Origin of the sequence: Aeromonas sp. RU39B (genome assembly GCF_900156095.1) — a bacterium.
In the GTDB taxonomy this organism is placed as follows: domain Bacteria; phylum Pseudomonadota; class Gammaproteobacteria; order Enterobacterales; family Aeromonadaceae; genus Aeromonas.
The window spans coordinates 1-16,731 of the sequence record NZ_FTMJ01000002.1 but is presented as its reverse complement, the minus strand read 5'-3'; the positions used below and the strand labels follow the sequence as shown (position 1 = coordinate 16,731).

Below are 16,731 nucleotides of genomic sequence, written 5' to 3'. Positions count from 1 at the left end.
GCCCGCAACTGCGGGCCTCGTTCGGCATGGAGGTGGTTTATTTCAGCCGTTGCCCCTGCTCATCCACGACCTGCTCGCCATCTTCTTTGCTAAACGCGCCTTTTTGCTGATCGGGCAGAATATCGAGCACCACTTCAGAGGGGCGGCACAAACGGGTACCCAAGGGTGTCACCACGATCGGGCGGTTAATCAGAATGGGGTGTGCCAGCATGGCCGCCAGCAGTTCATCATCGCTGACGCTCGGGTTGGCGAGACTCAACTCCTCATAGGGCGGCACATTGGTGCGCAGCAGCGCCCGTACCGACATCCCCATGGCAGCAATCAGAGCGACCAGCGTATCGCGGCTCGGTGGGGTCTCCAGATAGTGGATCACGGTCGGCTCGATGCCGCTGTTACGGATCAGCGCCAGAGTATTGCGCGACGTACCGCACTGGGGATTGTGATAGATGGTGATGTTAGTCATGACAGGCTTTCTCACGATGTAAGGGTTGTTCGTACCAGGCTTTACTGCGATTGACGATGCGCACCACCAGCAACATGACCGGCACCTCGATAAGGACGCCAACCACGGTAGCGAGCGCCGCCCCGGAATGGAAACCGAACAGGCTGATGGCTGCAGCGACCGCCAGTTCGAAAAAGTTGGATGCACCGATAAGGGCCGACGGGCACGCCACCGAGTGCTTCTCACCGACGCGGCGGTTAAGCCAATAGGCCAGCCCCGCGTTAAAAAATACCTGGATCAGGATCGGCACCGCCAACAGCACAATCACCAGCGGTTGGGCCAAAATGGCCTCCCCCTGAAACGCAAACAGCAGCACCAGGGTAAGCAGCAAGGCCGCAATACTCCACGGGGCGATACGGGTCAGCAACCCATCCAGATGAGCCTGCCCCTGTGCCAGGGCGCGCCGTCGCAGCCACTGGGCAATCAGCACCGGCACCACGATATAGAGTACCACCGAGGTGAGCAGGGTATCCCAGGGCACGGTGATGCTCGAGACCCCCAGCAGCAGTGCCACCAAGGGAGCAAAAGCAAACACCATAATGAGATCGTTGAGCGCCACCTGCGAGAGGGTGAAATAGGGATCGCCGTTGGTCAGTCGGCTCCAGACAAACACCATGGCGGTACAGGGCGCGGCCGCGAGCAAAATCAGCCCCGCCACATAGCTGTCAATCTGACCGGCTGGCAGCCAGGGGGCAAACAGCTGGCGGATAAACAGCCAGCCAAGCAGCGCCATGGAAAAGGGTTTGACCAGCCAGTTGATCGCGAGCGTCACCCCGATCCCCTTGAGGTGCTGGCGCACCTGATGCAGCGCCGTAAAATCGATGCGCAGCAACATAGGGATGATCATCACCCAAATCAGCAGCCCGACCGGCAGATTCACCCGGGCCACTTCCAGCGCCCCGATGGCCTTGAAGAGATCAGGCAGGCCTTGACCCAAGCCGATCCCGACCACAATACAAAGCGCCACCCACAGACTTAGATAACGCTCAAAAAAGCCGATGGCGCTTTGAGAACTCGACATACCCACTCCAATAAACAGTCATACAAACCTGGCTATCAAGGGCGCTGACATAAGGCAAGCAGCGCCTGACGGCCCACCGGATCATCCCCTTGCAAAGGCACGCAGGCATGGCGCGCCGTCAGTGCTGCGACCCCCGCCAATTGCTGATATTGCGATACAGCCCGCACCTTAAGCAGCGGCGCCTGCACGTTGGCCGGCAGCAGCTGATTGACCAGCCAGCCCCAGGGCTCAATGCCGGCGCGGCGCAGATCCGCCTGCAGCGATTGAGCCTCCAGCACCGGGGTAGGCTCTGGCAGCGTCACAATCAGCACCTTGGTCTGCTGCGGATCCTGCAACTGCATCAGCGGCGTGGTCACCTGCTCGCCCCGGCGACCCATCTGGCGTGCCACCTCCCGGTGATAGGCACCGGTGGCATCAAGCAGGAGTAGCGTGTGGCCGGTGGGCGCCGTGTCCATGATGACAAAGCGCTCAGCGGCCTCACTGATGATCCGGGAGAACGCCTGAAATACCGCGATTTCACCGGTGCAGGGTGAGCGCAAATCCTCTTCGAGCAGTGCCCGACCCGATGCATCCAGCGCGGCGCCCTTGGTGCGCAGCACCTCGGCGCGATAACGCTCGGTCTCAACCTCAGGATCGATTCGACTGACCGTCAGCGTGCTCTGCTCATCGGCCAGCGTCTGAGTCAGGTGAGCCGCAGGATCGCAGGTCGAAAGATGCACCGAATGACCGCGGCGGGACAGTTCGAGGGCAATCGCCGCAGCCAGCGTCGTTTTACCCACCCCGCCTTTGCCCATCAGCATCACCAGAGCGTGACCGTCAGCCTCCAGGGCATCGACCAGCTCGCGCAAAGAGGGAGAGTTCGGAGGGATTAATGGCGAAGACTTGGCGGCCTCGACAGCTTCACCGGCGATCATGGCACGAAGGGCCGCCACCCCCATCAACGGCGCACCCAGCAGCGGCATCCGGCTTTGCGGTAAATCAGCCAAGGACGCCGGCAAATCACCCAGCGCGGCCTGCTCACGGCGGGCAATGGCACTGGCCAGCAAATCGCTTTTCTCATCGCAAGGCATCACGCCATTGATCACCAGCTCGGCATGATGCATGCCAATGGCCAGCAACTCGGCGCGGGTGCGCGCCACTTCTCTTAGCGTCGACGCTTGAGCACGCGCTACCAGCACCAGCCGGGTTTTATCCGCCGAACACAGCGCCGCCACCGCCGCATGATACTGCTCACGCTGTTTATCGAGCCCGGCCAAGGGCCCTAAACAAGAGGCATCCCCCTTACCGTGCTCGAGAAAATCGCTCCAGGCACCGGGCAGTTGCAGCAAGCGAATGGTGTGCCCGGTCGGCGCAGTATCAAACACGATGTGATCGTACCGGGCCAGCAGACTCTCATCGGTCAGCAGGGCGGTAAATTCGTCAAAGGCGGCGATCTCGGTGGTGCAGGCGCCAGAGAGCTGCTCTTCAATGCTGCTGACCACCCGCTCGGGCAACTTGCCACGCACGGGCCCCACGATACGCTCGCGATAGGCGCTGGCAGCGGCTTGCGGATCGATCTCCAGCGCCGCAAGGTGCGGCACCGTTTCAATGGCCGTGATGTGATGACCAATTGCACAGCCAAACACCTGCCCGACGTTGCTGGCAGGGTCAGTGCTCACCAGCAGCACCCGCCGCCCGGTATCGCACAGCGCCACGGCACTGGCGCAGGCCAGCGAGGTCTTCCCCACCCCACCCTTACCAGTAAAAAACAGATAGGGCGGGGGATTGCGCAAAAATGGCAACATAACGCCTCCTAGCAGCAGCCACTGCCCGGGCAGCACCCTGCTTTGCTCACTTTCTTGATACTGGCTGCGGCGCTTAATCCGGCAAAACGGGCCAGCTCGCTGCGGCTCGGATAACGGCCGGTCAATGCCACCTGCCCATCCACCAGCACCAGCGGCAGCCCCTCTTCACCGGATAGGGACAAGAAGGCACTGACTGCCGGCGTCTCGGCAAACACCAGCGGTTGCTGCGCGAGGTTATAGCGCTCCAGCGTAACGCCTTGTGCGCGCAGCCAATCTGCATCGGCAGCGAACGTCACCAGTGCCTCATCAACCTCGGTGCCACACACACCGGTCGAGCAGCACAGGGCCGGGTCAAAGACTTGAATCAACATACGATCACTCCTTGTTGCAGCAGGAATTGTCCGGCAGCACCGCCGGCGAGCAGAGCGAATCGGCACGCAAGGTCTGACACGCCTCTGGGTGACCCGCGCAGCACTCTTCGGTGAGATAGGCGATAAGTCCGAGCATCAGGGGAATATTGGCGCGATAGCGAAGAAAGCGCCCCTCTGGCTCCACACTGAGCAGTTGAGCACCCAGCATCGCTTTGAGATGAAACGAGAGAGTATTGGGGGCCACCGCCAGCGCCGTGGCCAGCTCGCCAGCCACCATGCCATCGAGTCCGGCTCGCACCAATTGGCGCCAGGCAGCCAGACGCACCGGCGATGCCAGCGACTCGAGTACCTTGACGGCATGCTCTGATTGCATGGGCTCGCTCATGAACATTCCTCTCGCCACAATGAATAATTCAACTATACAAGAAATATTGAAATGATCAATTCACGGCCAGCGTCTCCCTAAAAAAGATCAAAAAAAAACCGGAGCAGACGCTCCGGTTTTGTTATCAGCCTATCGGCTTACATCTGGTCAACCATATCCTGGGCGAACTCGGAGCAAGAGCGCAGCGTCGCGCCTTCCATCAGACGCTCGAAGTCATAGGTGACGGTCTTGTTGCGGATCGCCGCTTCCATCCCCTTAACGATGAGATCGGCCGCTTCGACCCAGCCCATGTGGCGCAGCATCATCTCGGCAGAGAGGATGAGCGAACCCGGGTTCACCTTATCCTGGCCGGCATACTTGGGCGCGGTGCCGTGAGTTGCCTCAAACAGGGCAACGCCGTCACCGATGTTGGCGCCCGGTGCAATACCGATACCACCAACTTGAGCGGCCAGTGCATCAGAGATGTAGTCACCGTTGAGGTTCATACAGGCAATCACGTCATACTCAGCCGGACGCAGCAGGATCTGTTGCAAGAAAGCGTCAGCGATGACGTCCTTGACCACGATGGTTTTGCCGGTCTTGGGGTTCTTGAACGAGCACCACGGACCGCCGTCGATCAGGGTGGCACCGTATTCGCTCTGGGCCAGGGCATAACCCCAATCCTTGAAGGCACCTTCGGTGAACTTCATGATGTTGCCCTTGTGCACCAGGGTCACCGAATCGCGATCGTTGTCGATGGCGTACTCGATGGCCGCGCGCACCAAACGTTCAGTGCCGGCCTTGGACATGGGTTTGATGCCGATACCGCAGGCATCCGGGAAGCGAATCTTCTTCACGCCCATCTCGTTTTGCAAGAAGGCGATGACCTTCTTGGCCTCGTCGCTGTCGGCCTTCCACTCGATACCGGCGTAGATGTCTTCGGCGTTTTCACGGAAGATCACCATGTCGGTGAGATCCGGGCGCTTGACCGGGCTCGGGGTGCCTTCGTAGTAACGAACCGGACGCAGGCAAACGTAAAGATCGAGCTCCTGGCGCAGGGCCACGTTCAAAGAGCGGATACCGCCGCCGACCGGCGTGGTCAGCGGGCCCTTGATGGCCACGCAATATTCGCGGATGAAATCCAGTGTCTCGGCTGGCAGCCAGACACCTTCGCCATAGACCTGGGTGGATTTCTCGCCGGTGAAGATCTCCATCCAGGCAATCTTGCGCTTGCCCTGATACGCCTTCTCGACAGCAGCGTCCACCACCTTGAGCATGGCAGGCGTCACATCCACACCGATACCGTCACCCTCGATATAGGGGATGATGGGATTATCCGGCACGTTCAGTTTGCCGCCGGTAGCGACAGTGATCTTTTGACCTTGAGAGGGGATAACTACTTTGCTGTCCATCGGTATCTCCTAACATCCGATTGTTATCATTGTGTGAAAAACGGGTCCATGTTAGCCACTCCCCGTCAGAAAAGAAATGCGACCAAAGTGTGTCAGCAACCAGGCTGGCACCAGACGCTTGCCCGAACCATAAACCTAAGTGGGCGCAGCAGGTTAGCCGCTACTGTGCCACTTCTGATACACTGGGCGCCATCGTTTTCTTGCATCCCGATGGCACCCCCTCATGGCTTCGTTCTCCTCCCGGCCAGCAGCCCGCCGGCCCGACCGTTCGCCGCGCCCGGCGCCGGCACAGCGGAAGATCATTCTGTTTAACAAGCCCTATATGGTGCTGTGCCAGTTCACTGATGAGGCGGGCAGGCAAACCCTCAAGGATTTCATCAAAGAGCCGGGAATTTATGCTGCTGGCCGGCTCGACCGTGACAGCGAAGGGTTGCTGCTACTCACCAATGACGGAATGTTGCAGGCACGCCTGACCCAGCCCGGTGAAAAACAGCCGAAAACCTACTGGGTGCAGGTGGAGGGCGAGCCCGATGATAGCGCACTGGAAGCCCTGCGCAGCGGAGTAATGCTGGCCGATGGCCCGACCCTGCCGGCTGAGGTGCGCCGTATGGCGCCGCCTTCGGTGTGGGAGCGAGTGCCGCCCATTCGCGAGCGCAAAGCCATTCCCACCAGCTGGCTCGAGATCCGCATTGTTGAGGGGCGCAACCGTCAGGTACGCCGCATGACCGCCCACATCGGCTTTCCGACGTTGCGCCTTATCCGCTACGCCATCGGTGACTGGACGCTCGATGATCTCGCCCCCGGCCAGTGGCGGCAGGTGGATGCGCCCGCCCTGCCGGCGCGCCGTGACCGGCCCGCCGAGCCGCCCACGCGCAACCGTTCTGATTTATCCCCTCGCCGCCCGGCTCGCCGAACTGCCCGCCGCCCCGGCACCAAGCAAGGAGCCTAAAGCATGCATACTCGATTGACCGTGGCCGCCCTGGTCCATTGGCAGGGCCGTTTTCTGATGGTGGAAGAGGAAATTGGCGGCAAGCGCCGTTTCAATCAACCCGCCGGCCACGTGGAAGAGGGCGAAACCCTGGTCGAAGCGGTCTGCCGCGAACTCAAAGAAGAGAGCGGCCTTATCGCCACCCCCACCGCCTGGCTCGGGGTCAGCCTGTTTCGCCCAAGACCCGGCGCGCCGACCTATGTGCGGGTCGGATTTGTGTTCGAGCTTGAAAATCCGCCCGGCGACCACCATCCAGATGATCCGGACGGGGATGTGTTGGCCTGTCACTGGTGGAGCAAGAGCGAGATTGCCGAGCGCAAACGCAAGCTGCGCACCCCGGTGGTATGGCAGACCCTCGAACAATATCTGGCCGGTATCCGTTTGCCACTCTCTGCGCTACACGCTTATTTGTAGCCATTTGATGCCGTTTTAACCGGCTGCCAGCCATGTGACCCGGGGCGCAAAATTCTGGTAGAATGCGCCCCGTTATTTCCAAGGATTTTCACAACTGATGACAGACAACAGCCAAATCAAGGTGATCGTCGGCATGTCCGGCGGCGTTGACTCTTCCGTCTCGGCCTACCTGCTCAAGCAGCAGGGCTATCAGGTCGAAGGCCTGTTCATGAAGAACTGGGAAGAGGATGACACGGACGAGTACTGCTCTGCCTCCCAGGATTTGGCCGATGCCCAGGCCGTGTGCGACAAACTGGGTATCGAACTGCACACCATCAATTTCGCCGCCGAGTACTGGGATAACGTGTTCGAGCACTTCCTCGAAGAGTACAAGGCGGGCCGCACGCCGAACCCGGATATCCTGTGCAACAAGGAGATCAAGTTCAAGGCGTTCCTGGAATTTGCCGCCGAGGAGCTCGGCGCCCACTACATCGCCACCGGCCACTATGTGCGCCGTGACGACAGCAGTGGCCACCCGCGTCTGCTGCGCGGGCTCGACGGCAACAAAGACCAGAGCTATTTCCTCTACACCTTGAGCGAAGCCCAGGTCGGCCAGAGCCTGTTCCCGGTCGGCAATCTGGAAAAGCCCGAAGTGCGCCGCATTGCCGAAGAGCTGGACCTCATCACCGCCAAAAAGAAAGACTCCACCGGCATCTGCTTTATCGGCGAGCGCAAGTTCCGCGACTTTCTGGCGCAATATCTGCCGGCCAAGCCGGGCCCCATCGAAACGGTGGATGGCAAGATCATCGGTGAGCATCAGGGGTTGATGTATCACACCCTCGGCCAACGGAAAGGCCTTGGCATCGGCGGTATGAAAGACGCCGGCGAAGAGCCCTGGTATGTGGTCGACAAGGACGTGGCGCGCAACACGCTTATCGTGGCGCAGGGCGAGCATCCGCGTCTTTACTCCGACGGCCTGATTGCCAGCCAGTTGCACTGGGTCGATCGCACCCCGATCCGCACCGCGCGCCGGGTCAGCGTCAAAACCCGTTACCGCCAGCAGGACATCCCCTGCCTGATTGAGCCCATCGACGATCTGACCATCCGTGTCACCTTCGATGAGCCGGTGGCAGCGGTCACACCGGGCCAGTCCGCCGTCTTCTACGACGGGGAAGTGTGCTTGGGCGGCGGGGTTATCGAGCAGCGTTTCAGCCAGCACGGCTGATCATCATCCGAATCGAGAAGGCGTACCACGTGAGCGACAAGTATCAAGACCGTACCCTGGCATTTGCCGGCATCTGCCAGGCAGCGCATCTGGTTCAGCAGGTTGCCCGTAACGGCAGCTGTGACGAGGCCTCACTGCGCGAGAGTCTCTCCAGCATTCTGATCACCGACCCGACCCATCCGCTGGAGGTGTATAACAACACCCACCTGGCGGTGCGTGACGGTTACCGTACTCTGGTTGAGCAGCTGGGCGCCGATGGCAGCCAGAAAAATGCCGAGCTGACCCGCTACGTGGTGAGCCTGATTGCCCTCGAACGCAAGCTGGCCAAGCGCAAGGATATTCTGGCCATGCTCGGCGAGCGCATCACGCAAGTGCATCGCCAGCAGGCCCACTTTGATCTGCTCGACGAACAGATCCTGGCCAATCTGGCCAGCATCTACAGCGACCTTATCAGCCCCATCGGGCCGCGTATCCAGGTGGCGGGCACCCCGCTCTACCTGCAGCAACCCATGGTGCAGCACAAGGTGCGCGCCCTGCTGCTGGCCGGTATCCGCGCCGTGGTGCTGTGGCGCCAGCTCGGCGGTAGCCGGACCCAGATCATCTTCTCGCGCAAGAAGATGGTGGAGTTGGCCAAGCGTTTTTAATAGATCGGCTCACGCGCTGGCGTGGCGGCAGGCAAGGTGCACACCGCGCAATACCTTGCCAACGCGCCTTGCTAGCCGCGTGAGTGGACAGCAATCCCCCACACAAACCATCAGGAGTTCACCACATGGAACTGTCAGCGCTGACTGCTGTTTCCCCCATCGATGGCCGTTACGGCGACAAGGCGGCAGAGCTTCGCCCCCTGTTCTCCGAATACGGTCTGCTGCGTTTTCGCGTTGAAGTGGAAGTGCGCTGGCTGCAAAAACTGGCCAGTCATGCCGGCATCCCGGAAGTTCCCGCTTTCAGCAACGAAGCCAACGCACTGCTCGACGGGATCGTCAGTGGCTTTTGTGAAGCCGATGCCGCCCGCATCAAGGCCATCGAGCGCACCACCAACCATGACGTGAAAGCGGTAGAATACTTCCTGAAGGAAAAAGTGGCCGGTCTGCCGGAGCTGGCAGCCGTCTCCGAGTTCATCCACTTTGCCTGCACCTCGGAAGACATCAACAACAACTCCCACGGTCTGATGCTGAAAACCGCCCGCGAGCAGGTTATCCAGCCTTACTGTGAAAAATTGATCGCCGAAGTAAAACGTTTGGCTCATGACTATCGTGACCTGCCGCTGCTCTCGCGCACCCACGGCCAGCCCGCCACCCCGAGCACCATGGGCAAAGAGATGGCTAACGTGGCATATCGCCTGGAGCGCCAGCTCAAGCAGATCATGGCCGTCGACATGCTCGGCAAGATCAACGGCGCGGTCGGTAACTACAACGCCCACATCAGCGCCTATCCACAAGTGGACTGGCACCGTTTCTCCGAGGAGTTCGTGACCTCGCTCGGTCTGACCTGGAACCCCTACACCACCCAGATCGAGCCGCACGACTACATCGCCGAGCTGTTCGATGCCATGGCGCGCTTTAACACCATCCTGATCGACTTTGACCGGGACGTCTGGGGTTATATCTCGCTGGGCCACTTCAAGCAGCGCACCATCGCCGGCGAAATCGGCTCCTCGACCATGCCGCACAAGGTCAACCCGATCGACTTTGAAAACTCCGAAGGCAATCTGGGACTGGCCAACGCCGTGTTCCAGCATCTGGCGAGCAAGCTGCCCATCTCCCGCTGGCAGCGCGATCTGACCGATTCGACCGTACTGCGTAACCTCGGTGTGGCCGTGGGTTATTCGCTGATCGCCTATCAGGCAACCCTCAAGGGGATCTCCAAGCTCGAAGCCAATAGCGCCAACATGGCCGCCGATCTGGATGCCAACTGGGAAGTGCTGGCTGAGCCGATCCAGACCGTGATGCGCCGCTACGGTATCGAGAAGCCCTACGAGAAGCTCAAAGAGCTGACCCGTGGCCGCCGCGTGGATGCCGAAGGGATGCGCACCTTTATCGATACCTTGGCCTTGCCGGAAGAGGTCAAGGTTGAGCTGAAAAAACTGACCCCGGCCAACTACATTGGTGCTGCTAAGCGCCTGGTAGACGAGCTAAAATAAGCCGTTCCTATTCAGAGGGGCCCGCCGGGCCCCTTTGCCGTTTTCACGACCCTGCATGCAAAGAGACACCATGTACGCACTCAATCTCGATATTGCCCAGTTCCTTGAGCACTACTGGCAAAAGCGTCCGCTTCTTATCAAGGGCGGTTTCAAAGACTTTGCCGACCCCATCACGCCGGAAGAGCTGGCGGGTCTTGCCATGGAGCAGGAGGTGGAGTCCCGTCTGGTGACCCGCTTTGATGGCAAATGGGAAGCCGAGCACGGCCCCTTCGAATCTTACGACCATCTGGGCGAAGAGAACTGGACCATTCTGGTTCAGGCATGCAACCACTGGAGCAATGAGGTCAACGAGCTGGCGCTGCCGTTTCGCTTTATCCCCGGCTGGCGGTTTGATGATGTGATGGTGAGCTACTCCACCCCGGGCGCCGGCGTGGGTCCGCACATCGATAACTACGACGTATTTATTACGCAAGGCATAGGCCGTCGCCACTGGCGAGTGGGTGAGGCCCTGCCGCTGCGCGAATTTGCCGCCCATGCGGCGCTGCGCCACTGTGAGCCGTTCGATGCCATCATCGATGCCGTGCTCGAGCCGGGTGACATCCTCTACATTCCGCCCGGATTCCCCCATGAGGGCTACGCCATCGAGCCGGCCATGAACTACTCGGTGGGGTTTCGCGCCCCCAACGCCTGCGACCTGCTCTCCTCGTTTGCCGACCACCTTATCGACAACGAGCTGCCCACCGAACGCTACGGCGATCCGGACCTCAAGCCGCGCGATCGCCACGGCGAAATCCAGCCCCATGAGCTGCACCGCCTGCGCGAACTGATGCAGCAAGCCCTCGACGATGAGGCGCTGCTCAAAGAGTGGTTTGGCGTGCGCATTACCGAAGCCAAGCACGACATGGACGTGGCGCCGGTCGAGCCGGAATACAGCGAAGAAGAGGTGCAAAATCTGCTGGAGCAGGGCGAGCTGGCCCTCAAGGTGACTGGCCTTCGCAGCATCTGGTTTACCGGTGACAGCCAGACCTGCTACATCGACGGTGAAGCCTGGAACTTGCCGGCCGCCGACAGCGCCGCCATTTCGCTGCTGTGCGACCAGGATGAGATCAGCCGTGACGATCTGAGCGAACTTGCCGATCAGGCCGGCTTTATCAGTCTGCTGACCCGTCTGGTTAACCGCGGCTACTGGTTCTTCGACTGATACCAGATGATGTGATGCAAAAGGGCGCCCATCTGGCGCCCTTTTCGTTTTGCACTGCCGCATAAGATGCCTAGCCGGCCATCATCCCGGTCAGCAGACCAACCAGAGTCACAACGCCGGCGGCCAGCCACAGCGCTTTAGCCGGAAAGCTTTTACGCAGCATCAGCAGTGACGGCAGGCTCAACGCAGGCAGCGTGACCAGCAGCGCCACTGCCGGCCCCATACCTAAACCCGCCGCCATCAGCGCTTGGCTAATCGGGATCTCGGCAGCCGTGGGGATCACAAATAAAGTGCCCGCCAGTGTCATGGCAATCAACCAGCCCGCGCCATTTCCCAGCGAGCCAGCACCATGAGGGAACAACCAGACCTGCGCCGCCCCCAACACCAGCACGGCCAGTACATAGGTCGGTACGGTGGCCAAGAACAACCGCCACAGGGCCCGCAGCCAGCGCTGCCAGAAACTGCCCTCCGGCACCCCTACTCCATGCTGTAGGGCCGCAAGTGCAACTTTCTGCTCTGCCGGTTGGTCACGCACCAGCTTGCCCACCAAGGCGGCAGTCAGAAACACGATGACCACTGCGGCCACCAACCGCAGCAGGGTAAACTGCCAGCCCAGCACAAACCCCATAAAGATCAACGTCGCCGGGTTGAGCAAAGGGTTGCCAAGCCAAAAGGCCAGTGCGCCGCCCATCGATACCGACTGCTTGCGAAGCCCGACCACGACCGGCGCAGCACAGCAGGTGCACATCATACCGGGCAAAGAGAACAGGGTGCCAAACAGGGTGCTGCCAACGCGCTCGCTGCCAAGTGTGCGCTCCAGCCAAGCTGGCGGGATCAGCACCTGCACTAAAGAGCCCAGCACAATACCGAGCACCGCCGCTTTCCATACAGCTTTGAAGTAGAGCTGGGCATAGGTAAGCGCCGAGGCAAGTGGCTGACTATCGAGCCCAGCCAGCAGTGAGTTGCCAATCGAGTGCGTGTCGGCGGCCAACAGCGCCTTAGCGTAGTAGGGCTGCCATTTAACCAACCAAAGACCCGCGATCAGAACCACAAAGAAGAGAGCCGGCTTCCACCAGGTGAGGCTCATCCTGGACACCGTTGCTGTTTGAGACATGAAATGGATTACCTGTTTTTGCCAACCAGAAAAGAGAAAGGCACCGTCATCTTCTGCGGCGCCCATCAATGCGCAGGAAGGGTAGCATGGCGTGCTTACTTCATGGGGTTTACTGCCACGACAAAAATCAAACAGAGCTCAAACAACTCCCTTGCTGACCACGCTGCTGCAAAAAACAACGGCAGCCCAAGGCTGCCGTCTAGCAAGCGACACGCTTACTACATCGCTTCGGGTTGCTCTTGCGGCACTTCGTCAAAGACCGGATGGTAGAGCACTTCTCCGCGCAGGGTGGCGAGGCTGCCCGGAATAAGCTCCATCGCCATGAAACATTCGGCCGGCACTTCATAGATGCAGTGCAAACCAAACTCGCTGGCGGGACGAAAACCAAAACGCTGGTAGTAGGCCGGATCCCCCAACACCACCACCGCTTTCCAATCCATCTCGAGCGCCGTATCCAGCCCTTCGCGCACCAGATCCGAGCCAATCCCCTGCCCTTGCCAGTCCGGGTGTACCGCTAGCGGCGCCAGACCGAGCCAGGGGCCCTCTTCACCGTTAATGGTCACCGGGCTCATCAGAAGATGCCCCATGAATTCGTACTCTTCTTCCTCAACCATGGTCACCACCGCCGCGCCACATTCGCGCAGCCGGTTGACCAGCACGGCTTCATCCTCGCGGCCAAACGCCGCCTCAAGCAAGGCCTGAACCGGCAGCATGTCGCCCGGTCTCTCGGTTCTCAGCATGACACTCTCTCTATTGACCGATATGGTCGAATTATTTCACAGCAGCCAGCCCCGTGCAGGGAGCCAGCTCAAAAAGCGAGAGGCAAAATGACTCAGGGCGCCAACCGCTCGATCTGCCAGCCCCGTTCGGAGCGGCTATAGAAGAAGCGGTCATGCAGGCGGTGCTCGCCCCCTTGCCAGAATTCAACGGTGTCGATAACAACGCGGTAGCCACCCCAGAAACTGGGCAGCGGCACTTCACCCTTGGCGAACTTTTGCTTGATCTCGAGGAACTTGGCTTCGAGCACGCCACGGGTGGAGATCCGCGACGACTGCTGGGAGACCCAGGCCGCAATCTGGCTATCTTTGGGACGGCTGTGGAAATATTTGAGTACCTCGACCGTACCGAGCTTCTCGACCCGGCCGGTCACATGCACCTGACGGTCCAAGGTATGCCAGGGAAACAGCAGACTGATGCGCGGATTGTGATCCAGTTGATGGGCCTTGCGGCTGCCCATGTTGGTGTAAAAGACCATGCCTTGCTCGTCGTAGTGCTTGAGCAGCACTGTCCGCTGCCAGGGTTGGCCGTCGGCATCGACCGTCGCCACCACCATGGCGGTCGGGTCTGAGAGGCGCGCCTCGCAGGCCTGGGCCAGCCATTTTTCAAACAATACCAGCGGTGCGTCGGGCAGATCGGCACGGCGCAATCCTCCCTGGGTATACTCACGGCGCAGGTCGGCAACATCCATCATGGTTCTACTTCCCACAGTGACAACACGAAACAGCAGGCATTGTGCGCTTACCACCGGTTTGAGACAAGCCAGAGCAGGACGGCGGTTGCACCGCGAGGGCTGGGTCACTATCATTGCGCGGTTAACATAAGCCTAGGTTTTTCTCATGCTCAAAGCCCCCTTGCACCCTCGCCTCGGCGATCTGGTTGCTGCCCTGCTCGACGACGTGCTCAACCAGAGCATGCCGCTTGATCGCGCCTACTCCCGTCGCTTCTCGGGTCTGGACCTCAAACCATTTGAACAGGCCCGCGTCGCACTGGTGACCGGCGATCTGCTGCGTCGCCTCAACCTGTATTGCGCACTGGCCGGCATTCAGGTGCGTCAGGCAGGCAAGATGGGCTGGCCGCTGCTGCTGGCCTGGCACGCCTTCCACCGCATTGCCATGCCCAATCACCGCAGTCTGGATCGCTTCAAGGAGGAGACCTTCCGCTTCCGCCTGCAAGATGCCAAGAAGCTACCGGCGCTGATGGACGGTTGCCCGAGCTGGCTCGACAAGCTCGGTAGCGAACAACTGGGCGATGCCTGGCCGCGTGAGCGAGCTGCACTGGCCCAAGCGCCGCGCCGGTTTGTGCGCATCAATACGCTCAAGGGTGACAAGGCCGCGCTGCTGGCCCAGTTCAAAAAAGAGGGCGTGACCGCAGCGGATGTCGAGGGCGTCGAAAGCGCGCTCGAGATCACCTCCGATGCCGCCCTGTTCAAGACCAAGGCGTTTAAAGATGGCTTGTTCGAGCAGCAAGATGCCGGCTCGCAAAAGGTCGCAGCTGCGCTCGCCGTCGAGCCCGGTATGCGCGTCATCGACGCCTGCGCCGGCGCCGGTGGCAAGACGCTGCACATCGCCGCAGCCATGCAGGGCAAGGGTCGCCTGATTGCGATGGATGTCGAGCAGTGGAAGCTGGAGAACTTGAAGGAGCGCGCCCGCCGCGCCGGGGCGCACAATATCGAAACCCGCGTGATTGAAGACAGCAAAACCATCAAGCGCCTCAAAGAGAGCGCAGATCGGGTGCTGCTCGACGTGCCGTGCTCGGGTCTTGGCGTGCTCAAGCGCAATCCCGATACCAAGTGGAAAGACACGGCCGAGCGCCTGGCGCCACTGGTCAAACTGCAAGCCGAGATCCTGGAGAGCTATAGCCGCATGGTGAAGGTCGGCGGGATTCTGGTTTACGCCACCTGCTCCATCCTGCCGATGGAGAACCGCCATCAGATTGATGCGTTTTTGGCAAAAAACGATCGCTTCCGCCTGATTGAAGACGAGACCATCAGCCCGGCCGACACCGGTTTTGACGGCTTCTATCTGGCCCGCCTTGAGCGGATTGCCTGATAACGAGCAGACACAAAAAAGGAGCCTCACGGCTCCTTTTTTTTATCGCAGGCGATCAGGCTTCGTCTTGCTTGTGCTTGGCGGCCGCTTCTTTGATCAGAGTCTGCAGCTCGCCGGCCTGGAACATCTCAATCATGATGTCACAGCCGCCGATCAGCTCGCCTTCCACCCACAGCTGCGGGAAGGTCGGCCAGTTGGCATACTTGGGCAGCTCGGCACGGATATCCGGGTTTTGCAGGATATCGACATAGGCGAACGGCTCACCGCACGACATCAGCGCCTGAGCGGCCTGAGCGGAGAAACCACAGCTCGGCAGTTTGGGAGAGCCTTTCATGTAGATGATGATGGGATTTTCGGAGAGCTGTTGCTTGATCTTATCGATAGTTTCCATGAATGCCTCACATTGCGCGTTATTGTCAGTCATTCTACCCCATGGCAGAGGCGCCACAAACGTACAAAGAGTACGGTTATTGCCCACCCTGTCATTTAAGACAAAGATTGACCAGGATCATGGCGACTTGCAGGAGTTGTGACTGGCTGCGCTATGCTGTTACAATCCAGTCATCCCAGCAAGACGTTATCCCAATATTTTTAATAAGATTTCTTTTCTCTGGGGAAAAGAAACCGCAATGTCGTGCAACCACATCGCCCCGGCGATCGCCAATGGAGAGTAGACAATGGCATTCGAACTTCCCGCTCTGCCCTACGCAATTAACGCACTGGAACCGCACATCTCCCAGGAAACTCTGGAATACCACCACGGCAAGCACCACAACACCTACGTGGTGAACCTGAACAACCTGGTGCCCGGCACCGAGTTTGAAGGCAAGTCTCTGGAAGAGATCATCAAGACCTCCAGCGGCGGCATCTTCAACAACGCTGCCCAAATCTGGAACCACACCTTCTACTGGCACTGCCTCTCCCCGAACGGCGGTGGCGAGCCGACCGGCGCCCTGGCTGATGCCATCAACAAGGCGTTTGGCTCCTTTGCTGCGTTCAAGGATGCCTTCACCAAGTCCGCTATCGGCAACTTTGGCTCGAGCTGGACCTGGCTGGTGAAAAAGGCCGATGGCTCGCTGGCTATCGTCAACACCTCCAACGCCGGTTGCCCGCTGACCGAAGCCGGTACTACCCCGCTCTTGACAGTAGATCTGTGGGAACACGCCTACTACATCGATTTCCGTAACCTGCGTCCGAAGTACATGGAAACTTTCTGGGCACTGGTCAACTGGGAATTCGTTGCCAAGAATCTGGCAGCCTGAATACCACGCTGATGTAAAACGCCCCGCCCAGTGAACTGACCCCATAAAGTTGGACAGTTAAAGATACGGGTTAAATCAAGAAGGCCTGAGTTCGGTACTGCACCGGACTCAGGCCTTTCAATTTTG

Annotated in this window: 18 protein-coding genes; 8 read left to right on the top strand and 10 right to left on the bottom strand. The window is 59.8% G+C overall.

All coding sequences use genetic code 11. The annotated features are described in order from the left end of the window. Positions 1-37: 37 nt before the first annotated feature. The 6 genes from arsC to icd all read right to left on the bottom strand — a co-directional run bounded on the left by arsC (position 38) and on the right by icd (position 5,454). A complete protein-coding gene (gene arsC, locus BW958_RS02860; protein ID WP_076574167.1) occupies positions 38-463 on the bottom strand; it encodes a glutaredoxin-dependent arsenate reductase in 426 nt (141 codons plus the stop codon). Next, entirely contained in the window at positions 456-1,523 is a 1,068-nt protein-coding gene (arsB, locus tag BW958_RS02855) for an ACR3 family arsenite efflux transporter (RefSeq protein ID WP_076574165.1), read from the bottom strand. The genes arsC and arsB overlap by 8 nt, the downstream gene beginning before the upstream one ends. A 35-nt stretch (positions 1,524-1,558) precedes the next feature. Next, the gene (gene arsA / locus BW958_RS02850; RefSeq protein ID WP_076574163.1) at positions 1,559-3,307 is read right to left on the bottom strand and encodes an arsenical pump-driving ATPase; all 1,749 of its coding nucleotides are present in this window, start codon (positions 3,305-3,307) and stop codon (positions 1,559-1,561) included. An 8-nt stretch (positions 3,308-3,315) separates the two neighbouring features. Continuing rightward, on the bottom strand, positions 3,316-3,678 hold the full coding sequence (arsD, locus tag BW958_RS02845) for an arsenite efflux transporter metallochaperone ArsD (RefSeq protein WP_076574161.1): 363 nt from the start codon (positions 3,676-3,678) through the stop codon (positions 3,316-3,318). 4 nt (positions 3,679-3,682) lie between these two features. Then, on the bottom strand, positions 3,683-4,051 hold the full coding sequence (locus tag BW958_RS02840) for an ArsR/SmtB family transcription factor (RefSeq protein WP_076574656.1): 369 nt from the start codon (positions 4,049-4,051) through the stop codon (positions 3,683-3,685). A 149-nt stretch (positions 4,052-4,200) separates the two neighbouring features. Next, positions 4,201-5,454, bottom strand: coding sequence for an NADP-dependent isocitrate dehydrogenase (gene icd / locus BW958_RS02835; protein WP_076574159.1), 1,254 nt, complete (start codon positions 5,452-5,454; stop codon positions 4,201-4,203). Between the two features lie 223 nt (positions 5,455-5,677). Here icd and rluE point away from each other — a divergent pair, with 223 nt between their 5' ends. The 6 genes from rluE to BW958_RS02805 all read left to right on the top strand — a co-directional run bounded on the left by rluE (position 5,678) and on the right by BW958_RS02805 (position 11,401). Continuing rightward, positions 5,678-6,403 carry a 23S rRNA pseudouridine(2457) synthase RluE gene (gene rluE, locus BW958_RS02830; RefSeq protein WP_076574157.1) on the top strand — a complete coding sequence of 242 codons (726 nt, stop codon included), beginning with the start codon at positions 5,678-5,680 and terminating at the stop codon, positions 6,401-6,403. A 3-nt stretch (positions 6,404-6,406) separates the two neighbouring features. Continuing rightward, positions 6,407-6,856 carry an NUDIX domain-containing protein gene (locus tag BW958_RS02825; RefSeq protein WP_076574155.1) on the top strand — a complete coding sequence of 150 codons (450 nt, stop codon included), beginning with the start codon at positions 6,407-6,409 and terminating at the stop codon, positions 6,854-6,856. A gap of 97 nt (positions 6,857-6,953) precedes the next feature. Further along, entirely contained in the window at positions 6,954-8,060 is a 1,107-nt protein-coding gene (mnmA, locus tag BW958_RS02820) for a tRNA 2-thiouridine(34) synthase MnmA (RefSeq protein ID WP_076574153.1), read from the top strand. A gap of 29 nt (positions 8,061-8,089) precedes the next feature. Continuing rightward, a complete protein-coding gene (gene hflD / locus BW958_RS02815) occupies positions 8,090-8,704 on the top strand; it encodes a high frequency lysogenization protein HflD (RefSeq protein WP_076574151.1) in 615 nt (204 codons plus the stop codon). 125 nt (positions 8,705-8,829) lie between these two features. Beyond that, complete coding sequence (gene purB, locus BW958_RS02810; protein WP_076574149.1) at positions 8,830-10,200, top strand: adenylosuccinate lyase; 1,371 nt, start codon at positions 8,830-8,832, stop codon at positions 10,198-10,200. Between the two features lie 70 nt (positions 10,201-10,270). Next, positions 10,271-11,401 carry a ribosomal protein uL16 3-hydroxylase gene (locus BW958_RS02805; protein ID WP_076574147.1) on the top strand — a complete coding sequence of 377 codons (1,131 nt, stop codon included), beginning with the start codon at positions 10,271-10,273 and terminating at the stop codon, positions 11,399-11,401. 70 nt (positions 11,402-11,471) lie between these two features. On the opposite strand, the gene BW958_RS02800 is transcribed toward BW958_RS02805, so the two are convergent. From BW958_RS02800 to pdxH, 3 genes are all read right to left on the bottom strand, one after another. Next, positions 11,472-12,488, bottom strand: coding sequence for a permease (locus BW958_RS02800; protein WP_218641732.1), 1,017 nt, complete (start codon positions 12,486-12,488; stop codon positions 11,472-11,474). Positions 12,489-12,733: 245 nt separating this feature from the next. Next, positions 12,734-13,255: a GNAT family N-acetyltransferase gene (locus tag BW958_RS02795; RefSeq protein ID WP_076574145.1), complete on the bottom strand. Its 522-nt coding sequence runs from the start codon at positions 13,253-13,255 to the stop codon at positions 12,734-12,736. Between the two features lie 92 nt (positions 13,256-13,347). Continuing rightward, positions 13,348-13,986: a pyridoxamine 5'-phosphate oxidase gene (gene pdxH, locus BW958_RS02790; protein WP_076574143.1), complete on the bottom strand. Its 639-nt coding sequence runs from the start codon at positions 13,984-13,986 to the stop codon at positions 13,348-13,350. Positions 13,987-14,131: 145 nt separating this feature from the next. Between pdxH and BW958_RS02785 the strand changes: the two genes are divergently transcribed. Continuing rightward, a complete protein-coding gene (locus tag BW958_RS02785; RefSeq protein WP_076574141.1) occupies positions 14,132-15,343 on the top strand; it encodes an RsmB/NOP family class I SAM-dependent RNA methyltransferase in 1,212 nt (403 codons plus the stop codon). A 55-nt stretch (positions 15,344-15,398) separates the two neighbouring features. On the opposite strand, the gene BW958_RS02780 is transcribed toward BW958_RS02785, so the two are convergent. Further along, positions 15,399-15,734, bottom strand: coding sequence for a Grx4 family monothiol glutaredoxin (locus BW958_RS02780; RefSeq protein WP_076574139.1), 336 nt, complete (start codon positions 15,732-15,734; stop codon positions 15,399-15,401). Positions 15,735-16,020: 286 nt separating this feature from the next. On the opposite strand from BW958_RS02780, the gene sodB reads away from it, so the two are divergent. Beyond that, positions 16,021-16,605, top strand: coding sequence for a superoxide dismutase [Fe] (gene sodB / locus BW958_RS02775; protein ID WP_076574137.1), 585 nt, complete (start codon positions 16,021-16,023; stop codon positions 16,603-16,605). Positions 16,606-16,731 lie beyond the last annotated feature (126 nt).